At 36.8% G+C, this 16,469-nt stretch carries 14 protein-coding genes; 11 read left to right on the top strand and 3 right to left on the bottom strand.

What is annotated here, in order from left to right:
• Positions 1–162: 162 nt before the first annotated feature.
• From AEA09_RS09710 to AEA09_RS09685, 6 genes are all read left to right on the top strand, one after another.
• Entirely contained in the window at positions 163–1,842 is a 1,680-nt protein-coding gene (locus AEA09_RS09710; RefSeq protein ID WP_053583640.1) for a methyl-accepting chemotaxis protein, read from the top strand.
• A 123-nt stretch (positions 1,843–1,965) separates the two neighbouring features.
• Positions 1,966–2,457 carry a GNAT family N-acetyltransferase gene (locus tag AEA09_RS09705; RefSeq protein WP_053583639.1) on the top strand — a complete coding sequence of 164 codons (492 nt, stop codon included), beginning with the start codon at positions 1,966–1,968 and terminating at the stop codon, positions 2,455–2,457.
• Between the two features lie 10 nt (positions 2,458–2,467).
• The gene (locus tag AEA09_RS09700) at positions 2,468–3,157 is read left to right on the top strand and encodes an aspartate/glutamate racemase family protein (protein WP_053583638.1); all 690 of its coding nucleotides are present in this window, start codon (positions 2,468–2,470) and stop codon (positions 3,155–3,157) included.
• Positions 3,158–3,289: 132 nt separating this feature from the next.
• Positions 3,290–4,942, top strand: coding sequence for an amidohydrolase (locus AEA09_RS09695; RefSeq protein WP_053583637.1), 1,653 nt, complete (start codon positions 3,290–3,292; stop codon positions 4,940–4,942).
• Between the two features lie 565 nt (positions 4,943–5,507).
• Positions 5,508–6,470 carry a helix-turn-helix transcriptional regulator gene (locus tag AEA09_RS09690; RefSeq protein ID WP_053583636.1) on the top strand — a complete coding sequence of 321 codons (963 nt, stop codon included), beginning with the start codon at positions 5,508–5,510 and terminating at the stop codon, positions 6,468–6,470.
• Positions 6,471–6,552: 82 nt separating this feature from the next.
• Positions 6,553–7,182, top strand: coding sequence for a type 1 glutamine amidotransferase family protein (locus tag AEA09_RS09685; protein ID WP_053583635.1), 630 nt, complete (start codon positions 6,553–6,555; stop codon positions 7,180–7,182).
• A 591-nt stretch (positions 7,183–7,773) separates the two neighbouring features.
• Here the strand turns inward: AEA09_RS09685 and AEA09_RS09680 are convergent.
• The gene (locus tag AEA09_RS09680) at positions 7,774–9,171 is read right to left on the bottom strand and encodes an alanine/glycine:cation symporter family protein (RefSeq protein ID WP_053583634.1); all 1,398 of its coding nucleotides are present in this window, start codon (positions 9,169–9,171) and stop codon (positions 7,774–7,776) included.
• A gap of 278 nt (positions 9,172–9,449) precedes the next feature.
• On the opposite strand from AEA09_RS09680, the gene AEA09_RS09675 reads away from it, so the two are divergent.
• Complete coding sequence (locus AEA09_RS09675) at positions 9,450–9,914, top strand: GNAT family N-acetyltransferase (RefSeq protein WP_053583633.1); 465 nt, start codon at positions 9,450–9,452, stop codon at positions 9,912–9,914.
• 28 nt (positions 9,915–9,942) lie between these two features.
• On the opposite strand, the gene AEA09_RS09670 is transcribed toward AEA09_RS09675, so the two are convergent.
• Positions 9,943–10,680 (bottom strand): glucosaminidase domain-containing protein, encoded by a 738-nt coding sequence (locus AEA09_RS09670; protein WP_082332682.1) that lies wholly within the window; start codon positions 10,678–10,680, stop codon positions 9,943–9,945.
• 526 nt (positions 10,681–11,206) lie between these two features.
• Here AEA09_RS09670 and AEA09_RS09665 point away from each other — a divergent pair.
• Together AEA09_RS09665 and AEA09_RS09660 are read left to right on the top strand one after the other, a co-directional pair.
• Positions 11,207–12,421 (top strand): YbfB/YjiJ family MFS transporter, encoded by a 1,215-nt coding sequence (locus tag AEA09_RS09665; RefSeq protein ID WP_053583631.1) that lies wholly within the window; start codon positions 11,207–11,209, stop codon positions 12,419–12,421.
• Between the two features lie 18 nt (positions 12,422–12,439).
• On the top strand, positions 12,440–12,862 hold the full coding sequence (locus tag AEA09_RS09660; protein WP_053583630.1) for a DUF1801 domain-containing protein: 423 nt from the start codon (positions 12,440–12,442) through the stop codon (positions 12,860–12,862).
• Between the two features lie 170 nt (positions 12,863–13,032).
• On the opposite strand, the gene AEA09_RS09655 is transcribed toward AEA09_RS09660, so the two are convergent.
• Positions 13,033–13,407: a thiamine phosphate synthase gene (locus AEA09_RS09655; protein WP_053583629.1), complete on the bottom strand. Its 375-nt coding sequence runs from the start codon at positions 13,405–13,407 to the stop codon at positions 13,033–13,035.
• Positions 13,408–13,948: 541 nt separating this feature from the next.
• Here AEA09_RS09655 and AEA09_RS09650 point away from each other — a divergent pair.
• A complete protein-coding gene (locus AEA09_RS09650; protein ID WP_053583628.1) occupies positions 13,949–14,608 on the top strand; it encodes a GTP pyrophosphokinase in 660 nt (219 codons plus the stop codon).
• Positions 14,609–15,168: 560 nt separating this feature from the next.
• The gene (locus AEA09_RS09645) at positions 15,169–16,425 is read left to right on the top strand and encodes a DUF5068 domain-containing protein (protein WP_053583627.1); all 1,257 of its coding nucleotides are present in this window, start codon (positions 15,169–15,171) and stop codon (positions 16,423–16,425) included.
• Positions 16,426–16,469 lie beyond the last annotated feature (44 nt).

Below are 16,469 nucleotides of genomic sequence, written 5' to 3'. Positions count from 1 at the left end.
TAAAATACTCCTTACAAAAGTCAATGCACTTTGATAGGAGTTTTTATTATTGTCAAATATTAGATGGTATTTATTATAATTGTTGGAAGAGACGTATGAGGATGCCTGTACATACGATATACTCGATAAGACTATACATAATTGGGGAATAGAGGGTGTACGATGAAATTGACAGTAGAACGAAAACTACAATTTGCATTTGGTATCGTTTTGGTTTTTCTTATGATGATTGCAGGTATTTCAATGTATTATTTAAATTCGAATAATAAAACACTTGCATCAATTGAACAGGATACTGAACTTATCCATTTATACAATGACATTTCCTTCCAGACAGTGCGTGCGAATGCGGCAATTCGTGGGTATATGTTATATGGCAAGGAAGATATGTTGAAAAATCATCATGAAATTCGTGATACTTTACATAGTTCCATAGACCGTATTAAGGATTTAGGCCGTAATGATGCGGATTTTGACAAGTTTTTAGTGCAGTTAAAGGAATGGGAGACGCCGATTGATGAGCAGATTGTACCGCTTTATCAAAGTGGCGAAAAAGTTCAGGCACAGCAGGCAGCATTACCTGTACTTGGTGATGGTTCACAAAAACTTGTCGTTTTCGGGAAAACGATGGCAACAGCTAAAAATAAAGAAATGATGGAGCATATCGCTAAAACAAAGGGGCAAGGTTCAAGGAGTGCGAAAGAAATAGGCGCACTATTGATTGTTTCGTTGCTAATTAGCATTATTATTGCAACAGCTTTTGGTCGTCGTGTGGCGAAAAATATTCAACAAACTGTAGCTGAAATGGACAAGTTTTCAAACGGCGATTTAAAAACGCATTTACACTTTAAAACGAATGATGAGTTCGCACAGCTGGCTAGTTCCTTTAATATTATGTCTGAGAAACTCCGTCATACGATGAAGCAAGTCGGTGATTCATCCGAACAAGTTGCCGCAACGTCTGAACAGTTGACTGCGAGCAGTATGGAAGTCACACAAGCAACAGAAGTCGTTACAGAATCCATTCAAGACATTGCACATGGTATTGAAAAGCAAGATACATTAACGGCTGATGTAAAGGGCTTATCTTCGCACATTTTACAAAAAATGAACGAAATTTCAACAAGTATCGAAAATGTGAATGATGCGACAGTATCTACAAAAAATATGGCAAGTGCAGGTCGTGCTTCTGTTCGAAATGTCATCGACCAAATGAATGAAATTTCTGATAACACAGCGGAGCTAACTACACGTGTGAAAGACTTAGACGACAATACAGCAGCGATTGCCTCGGCGGTCAATGTCATTAAAAACATTGCGACACAAACGAATTTACTAGCCATCAATGCCTCGATTGAAGCAGCTCGAAGCGGTGAGCATGGTAAAGGCTTTGCTGTTGTAGCAGAGGAAGTTCGTAAATTGGCTGATGAATCAAATTTAGCGGCAGGAGATATCGAAAAAGTAGTTGCTCAAATTACAGATAGTACGCGTATTATTGAAGAAGATATGGAACAAAGCAACGACTCTGTAACGGTCGGACGTGAAAAAGTAAACGTTGCCCGAGACAACTTCCTTCAAATTGACGGTGCGATTGATGACGTACAAAATCAGGCTGAATCTGCAACAGCAGCAATTCGAGCAATTCATCAGGACATCGAAAAGCTCGTAAAAGAAATCGACTACATTAGCGAAGTTTCAATGCAATCAAGTGGCAACGTCCAAAGCGTCGCAGCTTCCTCAGAGGAACAAAACGCCGCAATGGAAGAAGTAGCAGCCGCTTCCACACATCTGTCCAAAATGGCGATTGATTTGCAGGAATCGATTCAGTCGTTTAAATACTAATAACATGAATCCCCAAGTTACATATCATGATGCTTGGGGATTTTATATTATAAATCAATGATTTCATTGATATTTAACAAGTTTCCTAAAAAAATGAAAAAATTTAAATAAGTAGGTGTTAAGGTGAGCGTAGTAATCGAAATAAAAAGATATCAAAAAGATTATCAAGAAGCGGTGCTAAATCTAATTTTGAACATTCAACAAGATGAGTATGGGATTGCTATTACGAAAGAAGATCAGCCAGACTTATTTAAGATTGAAGCATTTTATCAAAACGGAAACGGGAACTTTTGGGTAGCACTGCATGATGGTGAAGTAGTTGGGACAATTAGCCTTGTTGATATCGGCAATCAGCAGGTCGCTCTTCGCAAAATGTTTGTAAAAAAAACATACCGAGGTAAGGACTATGGTACGGCTAGTCACTTACTTCAAACAGCACTTGAATGGGCGAGGGAACGAAACATTACGGGCATCTATTTAGGTACAGTGCCAGAGTTTCTAGCGGCACATCGTTTCTATGAGAAAAATGGTTTTGAACAAATAGATAGAACAGAATTGCCAGAGAATTTTCCTGTTGTAAAAGTCGATAAATTATTTTATCAATATACATTTTAGGAGGAATGGTATGAAAACAATCGGATTAATTGGCGGTATGAGCTGGGAATCTTCAGCCGAATATTACCGTCTTATCAACACGGAAGTGAAGCAACGACTTGGTGGTTTACATTCGGCAACATGTATTTTGTTTAGCGTGGATTTTCAAGATATCGAGCAATATCAGGCGCAGGATAATTGGGATAAGGCAGGGGAGGTGCTCGGGGAAGCGGCGCATTCTTTAGAAAGAGCAGGTGCCGATTTTATTGTGATTTGTACCAATACAATGCATAAGGTTATTGATTTGATTGAAGCGAAAATCTCGATTCCTGTATTACATATCGCAGATGCTACAGCCACACAAATACAAAAGGCAGGCTTGCAGAAAGTTGGACTTCTCGGTACGAAATATACGATGGAACAAGCATTTTATAAATCGAGAATTGAAAGTCAGGGAATTGAAGTTATTGTGCCATTGGAAGAGGAAAGAAACGGCGTAAATCAAATTATCTACGAGGAATTATGTTTAGGGGAAATCTCACAATCTTCGAAAGAATACTACTTGCAAGTGATTCGAAAACTGGTTGAATCGGGCGCGCAAGGCATCATTCTTGGTTGTACTGAAATTGGTTTACTCATTCAACAAGACGATGCAGCTGTGCCTATTTTTGATACAACTGTGATCCATGCAATTGAAGCAGTGGAACAAGCAATTATATAGGAAATACACAAAGTCTCCTTGCTAGTAAGTTAGTGGGGAGATTTTTGTGTATCAATAAGAGTGTGAATAGCTAAATTATGAAAAAGGGCATACTGTGTTTAGGATATTTTAAAATAGGAAATGAGGGTAGAAATGAGCAAAATAGATCTTTTAATCAAGAATGCAAATGTACTGACTTTAGACAGTCAAAATCGACGTGCCGGCTCTGTAGCAGTATCCAATGGGAAAATTGTTGGTATTTGGGCAGAAGATGAACCAGCTAAAGGTGAGGTGATTCTATCAGCTCAAACAAATGTCGTTGATTTGCAAGGCGCTACACTAATACCTGGTTTTATTGATACGCATAATCACATATTAATGTATGGCGAGTTAAAGGAGCAGTTAGATTGTAGCCCGACACGTCGCAAATCTATTAACGGTGTTTTAGATGCTATTACTACGAAAGCAAAGGAATTACCAGACGGCGAATGGATTAAAGGTTATGGCTATGATGATACATTAATACTTGAAAAGCGCCATATCACTTGCGAAGACTTGGATCGAGTCGCTCCTAATAATCCTGTAATCATTTCTCATGTTTCAGCACATGTGTCTACTGTAAATTCACTTGCTTTGCAGATGGCAGGGATAAAGGACGGTGATTCTAACCCTCAAGGAGGCCATTACGGTCGAGATGAGAAAGGGCGTCTTAATGGCATTCTTTTTGACTCTGCTATGCAACTTATAAATAACATCTTGCCGAAAAGAACGGTAGATGATTTGGCGAAATCTATACAAAATGCTGCAAAAGATTATGTAGCACAAGGAATAACAACGAATACAGATGCGGCTGTCTATGCAGAAGATGATTTTGAAGCTCATATTCATGCAGCTAAAACAAGCATGAATCCAATGCGAACACAGTTGATGATAATGCACCATCTACTTCAAGAAGGAGCGATTTTCGGTAATTATTCTGCTGCTCAATTGAATCAAGAAATTCAAGAGAAGTCAGGAGGTAAGGCTAAACTAGATAGTGCAAAAATATTACAAGATGGCTCTATTCAAGCTTTAACAGGGGCATTACGGGAACCCTATTATGAGAATAACGATATTACAGGGGACTTGATTCATCCACAAGAAATTCTTAATAAAATGGTATTAGACCTTCATCAACGTGGCTTTCGAATAGCTACGCATGGAAATGGCGATCGAGCTATTGGTTCGATCTTAGAAGCCTATTCATATGCACTGACAAATGGAGGGCAGCGTGATCACCGTCATCGAATTGAGCATGTACAAACAGCTACACCCGAAGATATAGCAATGATGAAAGAGCTTGGCGTTGCTGCTTCTTTCTTCATTAATCATGTTTATTATTGGGGAGATCGACATCTGCAAATCTTCTTAGGGCCAGAGCGGGCAAAGCGTATTAGTCCATTGCATGAGGCAGTGGATGCCAATCTTTTGTTTACGCTCCACTCAGATTGTCCGGTCACACCTATTTCACCGTTATTTTCTGTGTGGGCAGTCGTTAATCGCTTAACGATGGAAGGTCATGTTTTGGGGCCAGAACAGCGTATAGATGTAGAAACCGCATTAAAATCCATGACGATTTATGGGGCCAAATTGAATTTTGATGAAGCTGTATCAGGTAGTATTGAGATTGGTAAAAATGCTGATTTTGCCGTCCTAGAAGCGGATCCGACGACTGTAAATCCAAAGGAAATAAAGGATATTGCAGTCCTTGCTACTTATATTGATGGACATCCAGTATATGGACAAGGGACAACTAGAACTTTTTAATAAAATAAACAGTTTGTTGTGCAGAAATTAATTACTAATTAAATGCTTAAGAGAGAACTACTTTGACTATATATATTGAACTAAAGATTCAAGTGAGAAGCGAGCTGTGGACATTCGCGCCTGGCAAATGTTTTTTAGGAACGTGCGACCAGCGCGAATGTATCGACCGCAATAAGAAGGATTCTTAAGTTCAACTTATTTAGAAAGCAGGTTGGTTGCATACGGTGTTTGTTTAATCATTTAACAATAGTGATAGATGGTCGATGAAAAAGAATACAGTTTAGCATTAGTTTCGGTGAACCGTGCCATAAATAAATGAGGTCTTTACTAAATATGTTAAAGTACACTATAAACATTGAAATCGAGGGTTATTCAAAACTAAGGAATTAGTGATGTGAATATTAAAAGAGAGGTTGTTATTAATTAACATGATGCTTATTTGTGTACAATTGAAATTAAAAACTATTTGATTATTGAATTTGACCAATGCGAAAATGTGATTAGTAAAATGGTTTTATCGCTATTGAACGCGTTCGTATAGAGTGGAATAATGAGGTGAAATATTATGTCTAAAATTGATAATATGATGGTGATTCTATGGATGTTGAATTCTGGTAGGAAAATTACTGCAAAACAGATATCCGAAAAGTTAGAGATGAATATAAGGACTGTTTACCGTTATATAGATGCACTTTCTGCTAGTGGTGTTCCGATTATATCTGACACAGGCCATAATGGTGGGTATACCCTGTTGAGTAATTTTATTGAAAGTCCTCTTTTATTTAATGTTGATGAGAAAACTGCATTACTTCAAGCTGCTGATTTTGCTAAAGAAGCTGGATATTTTTTAGGGGAGGCATTAAACAGAGCAACATCAAAGCTAAAACTGTATTCAAATCAAGAGCAGGAAAAATTGATCAATCAACACTTAGAAGGGCTTGAAGTAATAAGCCCAATTGGAAAATCATCTATGGAGCAAATATTGAAGAAATTGGAGCAAGATATAGTAAACGAATCATCTGTAGAAATTGAATACCATACAAGTCGTGAAGAGCAACCCAAACGAAGAATTGTTGATCCCTATGGAATTATTTATTGGAATAATAACTGGTATGTCATTGCATTTTGTCATTTAAGGAATGAAATCCGCAGTTTTAGAGTGGGGCGAATTATTAGTATGATTTCAACAGAAATTAGCTTCATTCGGCCAAGTTTATTTTCGGCAAGTGAATTTTTTATGAAAAGCCTACAACCAGAAGTGGAAGATAAGCAAAGACATATACCTTTAGTTGTTGGTGGTAAAGCAAGTGCGTTGGATGACTTATGTCAGCATTGGTTTTTAGGACATCATTTCAAAGAACGGAATTCAAATAAGGTGATATTTTTACTAGAAGAAAAAGCAATTCATACATATGTACCGAATTTACTTTTACCCTATGGCAAGTCTATTCAAGTAATTGAACCAATAAGTTTGAAGCAAAAACTTATTGAAGTTTTAGAGGAGTTAATTAATCATTATCAAGTTTAAAAACTTTACTGACGGAGAATGTCAGTGAAGTTTTTTTATAATAGGGTAGATCGATCAATTTATTACAAAAGGAGTGCGTATTATGCTTACAAAAAATCTGTATCTTTATGTATTCGATACTATGTCAGACTGGGAGGTAGGTTATTTAATCGCTGAATTAAACTCGGGAAGGTATTTTAAAAAAGAATTAGAGCCTCTAAATCTGGTTGCAGTAGGCGTGGATAAAAATCCTGTTACTACAATGGGCGGATTGAAAATACTACCGAGTATTTCAATTGAGGAGTGTATTTTGGAAAGTACGGATGTTTTAGTTCTTCCTGGCGGAAATACTTGGCTAGAAGCAATTCATGAGCCAATCTTGAAGAAAGTTTCTAAATCTTTAAAAGAAGGAACAGTTGTTGCGGCGATATGTGGTGCAACAGTGGGTCTAGCAAAAATGGGATTGTTAGACTTAAGAAGACATACAAGTAACGATTTAGAATATATGAAAATGATTTGTCCTAATTATATTGGAGAAAAATATTATGAAATGGAATCAGCAGTAACTGATAGAAATTTAGTAACTGCATCAGGAATAGCTCCGTTGGAATTTGCGATGCATGTATTGAAGGTGCTAGATGTATTTGAACCAGAAACATTACATTCATGGTTCAATCTTAATAAGACACATGAACCAAAATACTTCTTCGAGTTAATGAATTCTATCAAATAGCTAATCAATAAATTGATATACATTTTATAGTACTTGGGTAGTCCTCTATTAGAAATTTAAGACATAGAAAAAACCGCACTTAGCACTGAAATGAAGAACCATATATAAGTAGCATTTTTAGAAAGAATTACTATTCAAATAAGAGGGCACTGAAAAAGTGGTTCTCACAATAAAACTCTAATAAAAATCTGTGATTAGGATTTAGCGCTCTGGCGTTCGCTTTCCGCGGGCGAGCGACGAGCCTCCTCCTGCGCTTCGCTTCGTGCGGGGTCTCGTCTGCCTCGCTTTCCCGCAGGAGTCTCACGCCGCCGCGCTAAATCCTTGCATAGTAAAAAATGCTAATGCAAAAAAAATACTATAAAAAAATCCGGATTTAGAGTTTTTCAGTGGCTTCTTCAAATAACGGGGGACGTTTCTTCAATAAGTACCCTTAGTTTTCTGAAATCTTAATTCTACCATTTTAATTTAATGCACTATGTTCCATTAACTCTGGTTTTTTGTTGTGCTGAAACCTATGATTCAATTTGCAACAATCTTTGAGAACACATCCAATGAAAAAAACGTGCAGGCAAATGCTGCACGTTTTTTTCATTATCGATCTTCTTCTTCCCAACATTCCGTATTCTTCAATCCTGGAATTGATTTTGCATAAAATACTGGGTTTTTACCTTGTTTACGTTGCTTCGTAAAGTCGTCTAACACGCGGAAAGCGATTCTTCCTAGCAACAAGATGACGATAATGTTTAACATGGCCATGAATCCCATAAATAGATCGGCTAAGTTCCAAACAAGCGATACTTGCGCAAGCGAACCGAACATCACCATTCCTAGAACAAGGATGCGGTAACCAGTCATCCATCCTTTATGAGCGTTCATAAATTCGATATTTGTTTCCCCGTAATAGTAATTGCCTACAATCGAACTAAATGCAAAGAAAATAATCGCAATTGCTATAAAGTATGGAGCCCAACTTCCTACATGAACTGCGAATGAATCTTGAGTCAAGACGATTCCGTCACTTTTACCGGTATTATAAAGACCTGCCAAAATAATAATGAATGCAGTGGCAGAACAGATAATAATTGTATCAAAAAATACGCCTAGACTTTGAACGAGACCCTGTTTTGCAGGGTGTGAAGTACTTGCAGTAGCAGCAGCATTTGGTACACTACCCATCCCTGCTTCATTTGAGAATAAACCGCGGCGTACACCTTGCATAATGGCAGCCCCTAGAGCTCCACCAGCTGCTTCTTGTAGCCCGAATGCCTGCGATAAAATTAAGCTGAAAACTGCTGGAATTTCAGATAAATTAGTCATTACAACATAAAGTGCTATGAGTAAATAGAAAATGGCCATCACTGGTACAATTACTTGTGTAACTTTCACAATTCTATGTACGCCACCAAAAATAATCATAGCTGTTAGTACAACTAATATTATCCCGATGATATAAGGGGGGATATTAAATGCCTCACCAACTGATGTGGCAATCGTATTAGATTGCACGGCATTAAAGATAAAACCAAAGCTTAATGTTAAAAGAATACTGAAAACGATTGCCAGCTTACGTTGTCCTAGCGCTTTTTCCATGTAATAAGCGGGACCACCACGGAAAGCGTCTCCATCTCTTACTTTGTAAACCTGTGCAAGCGTACTCTCTATAAATGCAGTTGCCATCCCGATAATAGCAATTACCCACATCCAGAACACAGCTCCAGGTCCACCGACTCCGATTGCTAGTGCAACACCTGTAATATTACCAGTACCTACACGAGAAGCTGTACTAATCGTAAAAGCCTGGAACGCGGAAACGCCTTCGTCTTTTTCTTTTTTCTCTACAATTAATCGGAACATTTCACCGAACATTCTAAATTGTACAAATTTAGTTCCTATTGTGAAATAGAATCCAGCTCCTAGTAATAATATGATTAGTATATAGGTCCATAAAACATTATTTGTTTCATTAACGAAATTTTCAATCCATTCCATATACCTACCTCCATTTCTGCATAAACTCAATTTTATACTATATTTGAATAAACAATCAACTTAAAAGCAAGATATTAAGTATTTGTTCAAAAAAACAAGAGACTTTAGAATTAAATTCTGATAATTCGTAAAAAACTGAATACCAATATTTTAAATATTAATTGACATGTAGAGGTTACTATATGTAATATAGAAAACCTTACGTATTCTATTTCTGGCATCGAAGAAGCCCTAAAAGAAATATGAAACTGTTTTAGTTGAGAAAGCGAGATGGAATTATGAATCTTCACATTTGTGAAGTAACGCCGAGTAACTGGCGTGCAGTTGCTGCTTTAGAAGTATCGCCAAATCAGCAGCAATTTATTGAAAGTAATGCATATTCTTTAGCAGAGTCAATGTATGAAGAAAATGGAACGTCTGTAGGTTTATATGACGGCGACACACTTGTCGGTTATGCAATGTACGGCTGGTATTCTGAAATAGGGAAAAGTGTGTGGTTAGACCGCTTTATGATCGACCACAGTTTCCAAGGAAAAGGTTATGCGAAACGCTTTTTGGTTTTGTTAATCGAGCATTTGCAGCAAATATATCAATGTGAAAAAATATATTTAAGTTTACATCCGGATAACAATCTAGCGATGAAGATATATGAGTCATTCGGTTTCCGATTAACAGGTGAAAATGATGATAATGGCCCAGTTGTAGGGGTTGTGATGGAATTACTAATAAATAAAGAGATTTGAGCTTACTTGCTCAAATCTCTTTATTAATTTATTGATAGATATTCAATTTTTGTCCAGCTTCAATCGTATCGGAGTTAAGTTGATTCCACTGCTTGATGGATGTAACTTTTACATTATGGGCTTGGGCAATTTGCATAAGTGAGTCACCATCTGCTACTTGGATGGTTTTTTTACTTTGTATGGGTTTGTCGTATTGTACTAAGTCATATTCTGCAATAAGTTGGTTGAGCTTTTCTTGATATTTTGAATCAGTTGCGTAAGACCCTGTTAAAAAGTTTGTCGCGTCTTTATAGGACTGTGTATTGCTTTTGAATACGCTCGTATAATACTGTTTGTTCCATGAAACACCGTTGCGAAGTAAATTCACATAATCCTTCAAAGAATCTTCATAAGAAGGATACTTGCGGAATTCAGCATTAATGGTTGTCATATTGCCAGTGCCATCATCTTCAGATGTTTCGAGCACTACTGAATCGTTTTGATATTTACCTTTTATGCCAAATAAATTATAGTTTGGAGCTGAAGCGAGACCACTTTGTCCATGCTTACTCTCTAAAATGGCTTGTGCAATCATAACAGAGGCATATAAATCATTTTCTTCGCCAAGCCTGCGTGCTGTTTCTGCAATTTCACCTATGAATTCTTCAACACTGGGCCTTTCCTCTACGTATTCCGAGCCAGTCGTGTCTGCTTGATTAAATGTGTAATTGAATAGTTGTATGCTTATAAAAGCAGCGATACTGATAACAGATCCTATTACAATCATAGCTAGTAGTAACTTTTGAAATAATTTCATATTGTTTGTAGATGTTGAAGCTTTGCAACACCTTCCTCCTTCCTGTTACACTCGAAAAATCGATCTTTTCTGGTAGAGTTTATTATTTATTATTATAACGAAATGTGAAGTGAAATGGTTTCGAAATATGGATGTTTGCAAGAATATTGTGGCACAAATTGTGATTTGATAATTTATCATTTTAAATAAGAGTATAGCATCGTTTAATTAAGTTAGGAACAGATTGATTGAATACAATGATAAGAAAAGCGAAGATAGAAGTCTTAGAAGTTTTACAGGAAATATCAAGAGGTCATGCTAGAAGCTTCCTTTACACAATTAACATTTAACTAAGTTGATTTTAATCAGAAATAGGAATTTTTTATCGAAACGATATAATAGTATAAAGTCCTTAAATTTCAGAATAATCAGTATTTCTTGTTGTGTTTTTGTTATAGTAAAAGGTATTATTACCAAAAAGTGGTTTTTTATTTATTAAGTTGATTGGGGTGGTCCAATGAATCAGGAGCAGTATATTTGGAAGTATGCGTTTGCAAGTCTAGTGGTGACGATAAGTACACTGGGTTTTGGGCGAATGTCTTACGGGGTTCTTATGCCTTTTATGAAAGAAAGCTTGTCGCTATCATACGAACAGGCGGGCATGTTGGCAACGATGAATTCAATTGGTTATTTAGGGATGGTTCTTTTTGCGGGAATTCTAGCGACAAAATGGGGATCTAGGAAGCTAGTCGTTTTCGGTACAGTGCTTGTTGCCGGCGGTTTACTGTATTTAGGAACGGTTCAAAGCTATGGGGCAAGCTTGGTGGGGATGATTATTCTTGGAGTTGGAACCGCTTTTGCTTATACGCCACTGGTAAATATTGTGGTCGGCTGGTTTCCACAGCGGCGGGGGATGATGATTGGTTTCCTTGTTAGTGGGCTTGGACTAGGAACGCTTTTTTCCAGTTTGTTAATCCCTTTTTTCACGACTTGGTTTACAAGCGATGGCTGGCGTTATCTTTGGTTTATTTATGGAATTTTGTCATTGTTGTTTGCGCTGGTGGCCCTGCTTATTTTGCGGGATCCCCCTATCCCATTACTAAAAAAGGAGCAGAAGGAACAATCTTTGTTACGGGAAGTGTATGTACATAAGGGTGTGCTTCTTGTTGCGATTATTTATGGGCTCATTGGGTTTGCGTATTTAATTCCACAAAGTTTTCTATTTAGTTTTATATTAGAATCCAAGATTGATCGATTTTCGGCAGGTCAAATTATGGCTATCGGCGGATTGATGTCGATTTTTAGTGGTCCGTTATGGGGAACGATTTCCGATAAAATCGGGCGAAGAAAGTCGTTAATTATTACACTTGTAACTGGCGCGACGTCCATGCTACTTCCGGTGATATTTCCTGTATTCATCGGATTTGTCATCAGTCAATTTTTCTGGGGCATCACGGTTGTCGGCATGCTATCACTCATTCAAGCGCTGTCAACGGAGCAAATGCATGCCTCGTATGCGCCTGTTGCTTTAGGCTATGTAACGATATATTTCGCTGTAGGACAGCTTCTTGGGCCTGGTCTTGGCGGTTGGATGACCGACAATGTCGGTGGCATCTCATCCGCGTTGCTTTTATGCAGTGGATTGTTAATGCTTGCTTTTTTATTTTCGTTAAGATTGCAGAAAAAAAGTGTTCTAACGGGTAGACTGAGTAAAAAGGTAGGTACAAACTAGGGAAGGAGTCATAATAATATGTACGAACAAAAAATGAAGGAAACTGATGTAAGCGTTATTGAATTTATCGAACAAATAGAGAGTCCTAAAAAACGTGAGGATGCTTATAGATTACTCGATATATATACAGAAGTAACGGGGTATAGAGCGAAAATGTGGGGGCCGAGCATTATTGGATTCGGTGCATATCATTATGTTTACAAAACAGGTCATGAAGGTGATGCACCACTCGCTGCTTTTTCACCACGTAAAGCAAAAATTAGTTTGTATTTTGAACCAGACTACCCTGAACGTGAAGCGCTACTAGCCAGATTTGGCAAGTATACGTCTGGAAAATCATGTGTCTACATTAACAAAGTAGACGATATTGATATAGACGTTTTAAAGGAACTAATCAGCAAATCGGTTGAATTTACGCGAGACCAATATCCCGAAAAATAATAGCGAGTAATTTACGAGCCTCTCACAACCAGCCTGATTGACTCTGTGGTACACCATAGCCTTTAGGATGTAAGTAGACAAGGGGAATGGTATACAAAAAAGCTAATTGATGGGGTTGAGCAAGAAAACACTTTGGTATTATAAGCAGGAACAATTACTTGAACCTGCGACTATAAATCCTTTAAACAAGTAACGCTATTATAATGACGGTTTATTTTTTCCTGGCAAGGGAGCTTGAATTCATTCTTCATCTTGATGATTCTATGTATACCAGTTGTAGTTTTGCCATTTTTACAATTGGTTTCATAGAAATGTCCATATAACACATAGTCTGCGCCATCAGCTTCTGCTAATTTGACTTCTGCAAAAATATGTAAAGAACGGTCAATCCGTAAATGAAGATAGGTTGTTCGCACTTCTTTAACAGGTAGACTATGCGAAGGAAAAAGAGTGTTTGGGCCATTTGTTATTAGCCTGAATGACGAATTTTCACTAGCCATTTCAAAGACAGTATGAGAATCATCAATTACGGCAATGAGTTTCATCAATGTTCGCTCTATTCGACTGAATCAACGTAAAAAAACCACTAACCTTTGGAAAAAGAAAAGTGGATTTTTTAAATTGAAAGGAAGTTTAGTTGAATATTACTTTTACAGTAACACCGAAGCAATAATATTAATTTCTATATGTATGTTGTTACGGTTAGACCTGTATTTATCTAGGGTGCGCTTGGGATTATGAAATTAACTCAATAGGATACTTGCAGAAAATGGTTATCACTTCAATAAAGCAAAGAACAAGCTACTAGAAAAGAATCAATCAGATTCACATATATAACAATTTCTTCAATAGGTGGATGTTTAGCATGTTAAGAAAAAAATTGCTAGGCACTCATAGCAATCTCTTTTCCGATGCAATTTACCTGTGATATTATGGCTTAATGTTAAAGGTAAAGCCTTGGAGGGTGCCACAGATTTTCTGAAGAGTTTATCCAGCGAACTCGAAAAAATAAGGGCGTATTACCTCAGTGACTAAAGCAAATCAAAAATAAAAACAATAGTGAATTTGATACAAGGAGTGGTTTATATGAATCGAGAGAAATATAAAATTGATGTAATCCAAACGGTATTAAATAACTGGAAAGGATTTTTTATTCCATATGAGATGGCACTATACGAGTTGGAAAGTGATTTTAATATTATTGATCTTGAATGGAAAGCTAAATACGGCTACTCTCCAATTGAGCATTTGAAAACACGAATGAAAACTTTAACGTCGCTGATAGAGAAAATTGAAAGAAAAGATTTACCTTTGACTCAAGAAGCTATTAAACAAGAAATACGAGATATTGCGGGAGTGCGAATTGTAACGAGCTTCATTGAGGACGTATATTTGCTGAAAGAACATATAGAGCACCGTGAAGATATTCGCTTGATTAGAGTAAAAGATTACATTAAAGAACCTAAAAATAGTGGCTACAAAAGCCTTCACCTTCTTGTGGAAACACAAGTAATCTTATCTAATGAAATAATATGGGTGCCAGCAGAAATCCAAATTCGTACAACTGCTATGGATTTTTGGGCATCAACAGAACATAAACTCAACTATAAATATCAAGGTGAATCGATACCAGAAGAAGCTCAAAAACAATTATTTGAGCTATCAAATGCCTCCTTTTTATTGGACAAGGAAATGTCTAAATTAAGACATCAATTATTATCTGGTGAAACAATTTTAAATGAATAAATAAAAAACGGAGACTACCTTGGACTAGTTTGTATTTTGCACCAGAAGATACCGAAAGTGAAGCATTACTCGCTTGATTCGGTAAGTATATGGCAGGGAGAGTGTGTGTTTACACTAATAAAGTAGATGATATTGATACAGAAGTATTAAAAGCGTTAATTAGCCAATCGGTGATGTTTTTGCAGAACCAATATCCCGAAAAAGAATAGCGTGAAATTTGTAAACCTCATTAGCATGCGATAAGCCGTTAAATCAACGCTTGTCGCATTTTTTAATTCAATCTTTCTACCAATGTAATAACAGTATTAGGTCTTTCTTCATTTATACCATGAGAATAGCTTGCGAAAATACAAATGGAATTCGAATAAATTAGAATTTTAGGCACTTATGTATTTTAACATAAACAATTTATGGGATTTAATTGGTTCTGTAGTATAAAATTTCCATAAATGATTGAATTTCATCCGAGCGGTGGATTAAAATATCAACAGGCTTTGTATTTTCCACATTAAGGTAGTGGAGGGCTTAGTTTGTTGATAGAACATCATTGGAGGGTGAAAATGAAAAGAAAATTATTACTGTATTTTTCGTTATGTCTGATTACTGTACTAATGGTTAGTGGCTGTGCAAAGAGTGAAGAAGAAACAAAAAAAGAAGTTTCAGCTAATGCCGATCAAGAAAAACCAGAAAAAGAAGACAAAGAAGACAAAGAAGATGAGAATAAAGAAACTGCAAGTTCACATGACTTTTCTTCACTAATTCAATATATGGAAAAAGAAACGCAGGGGACAACGAAGGTTCTTTACGAAAATAACACGCCTCAAGTGCATAAAATGGAGGGTGTTTCTATATCGTTAGATGCCTATACATTGATAGAGCTAAAAGATTTCCACACAGATTTTAGTATACCATTCGGACGCGAAACAGACGGTGGTGTCATTTTAGCTAAATATACGGTTAAGAATGACATGGATAAAGACGTCTACTACATGCCGACCTTAGATATTACTTTTACGGGTGCTGAAAAAGTTTATACAAATTATAAAGACTTACTTCCTAAAGAAGAGCAATTACCAACAAAATTAAGTCACGCAACAGATTATTTACTAAAAGCTGGTGAAGAAGTATCAGGATACTTCGCATACCCATTTAGCGCGACAGATTTAGGGAAAATCAATGAGCTAGCGACTGTGGCTGTTATGGTTACTGTTCCATTTGCGGAAAAAGGGGATTTTGGTTCCGGTTTTGGTTCAAAAGGTAGATTTGAGTTAGCATTGAATGCGGAAGGCGCAGAAAAAGTATCAAGTAACGCAGTGTTTTATCAAGATAAGGCATCAATGGAGAACATGGGTGATAAGAAGATGCTGAAGGAAAAAAGCAGCATCAATGATAGCAAACAATTAGGTGATGTAAATGTCACATTGGATGGGTATCAGTTTACTGCATTCACACCAAATGAGGTAGAAGCACCTCGATTTACTAATTTCAAGAATGGCATTGTATTATTAACAACGAAGTTTAAGCTAGATAATAAAGGTACTAGTGAGATTGGCTTGTCGTCCATGACTTCAAAGCTTACTGTTAATGACGGCTCTCAGTATTCATTTGGTGAAGGTATGCTACTTAATTATGGTTATAATGACATCATTAAGCCTGGAGAAGCTGGCGAACTTCTACAAGTATACGTTTTAGATCAAGAACAATACGAAAAAATTTGGAAAGAAAAATCATTTGAAATAGAAATAGGCCCGATTAAAACTCAAAAGGCAGAAGACATTTCTAAAGGCAAAAAGGCTACGTTTACTTTACCAAAATGAGTTGATTTCATAAATAGATTTTCTATAAAGGAACACGAACATTA

Source organism: Lysinibacillus contaminans, assembly GCF_001278945.1.
GTDB lineage: Bacteria > Bacillota > Bacilli > Bacillales_A > Planococcaceae > Lysinibacillus > Lysinibacillus contaminans.
The sequence above is the reverse complement of the archived record's forward strand: the minus strand, read 5'-3'. Positions and strand labels throughout refer to the sequence as shown.

Excerpts from the sequence above, each read along its gene's own strand:
- AEA09_RS09710 (WP_053583640.1), top strand. The coding sequence starts at position 163 with ATGAAATTGACAGTAGAACGAAAACTACAATTTGCATTTGGTATCGTT.
- AEA09_RS09700 (WP_053583638.1), top strand. The coding sequence starts at position 2,468 with ATGAAAACAATCGGATTAATTGGCGGTATGAGCTGGGAATCTTCAGCC.
- AEA09_RS09695 (WP_053583637.1), top strand. The coding sequence starts at position 3,290 with ATGAGCAAAATAGATCTTTTAATCAAGAATGCAAATGTACTGACTTTA.
- AEA09_RS09690 (WP_053583636.1), top strand. The coding sequence starts at position 5,508 with ATGTCTAAAATTGATAATATGATGGTGATTCTATGGATGTTGAATTCT.
- AEA09_RS09685 (WP_053583635.1), top strand. The coding sequence starts at position 6,553 with ATGCTTACAAAAAATCTGTATCTTTATGTATTCGATACTATGTCAGAC.
- AEA09_RS09680 (WP_053583634.1), bottom strand. The coding sequence starts at position 9,171 with ATGGAATGGATTGAAAATTTCGTTAATGAAACAAATAATGTTTTATGG.
- AEA09_RS09675 (WP_053583633.1), top strand. The coding sequence starts at position 9,450 with ATGAATCTTCACATTTGTGAAGTAACGCCGAGTAACTGGCGTGCAGTT.
- AEA09_RS09670 (WP_082332682.1), bottom strand. The coding sequence starts at position 10,680 with ATGATTGTAATAGGATCTGTTATCAGTATCGCTGCTTTTATAAGCATA.
- AEA09_RS09665 (WP_053583631.1), top strand. The coding sequence starts at position 11,207 with ATGAATCAGGAGCAGTATATTTGGAAGTATGCGTTTGCAAGTCTAGTG.
- AEA09_RS09660 (WP_053583630.1), top strand. The coding sequence starts at position 12,440 with ATGTACGAACAAAAAATGAAGGAAACTGATGTAAGCGTTATTGAATTT.
- AEA09_RS09655 (WP_053583629.1), bottom strand. The coding sequence starts at position 13,407 with ATGAAACTCATTGCCGTAATTGATGATTCTCATACTGTCTTTGAAATG.
- AEA09_RS09650 (WP_053583628.1), top strand. The coding sequence starts at position 13,949 with ATGAATCGAGAGAAATATAAAATTGATGTAATCCAAACGGTATTAAAT.
- AEA09_RS09645 (WP_053583627.1), top strand. The coding sequence starts at position 15,169 with ATGAAAAGAAAATTATTACTGTATTTTTCGTTATGTCTGATTACTGTA.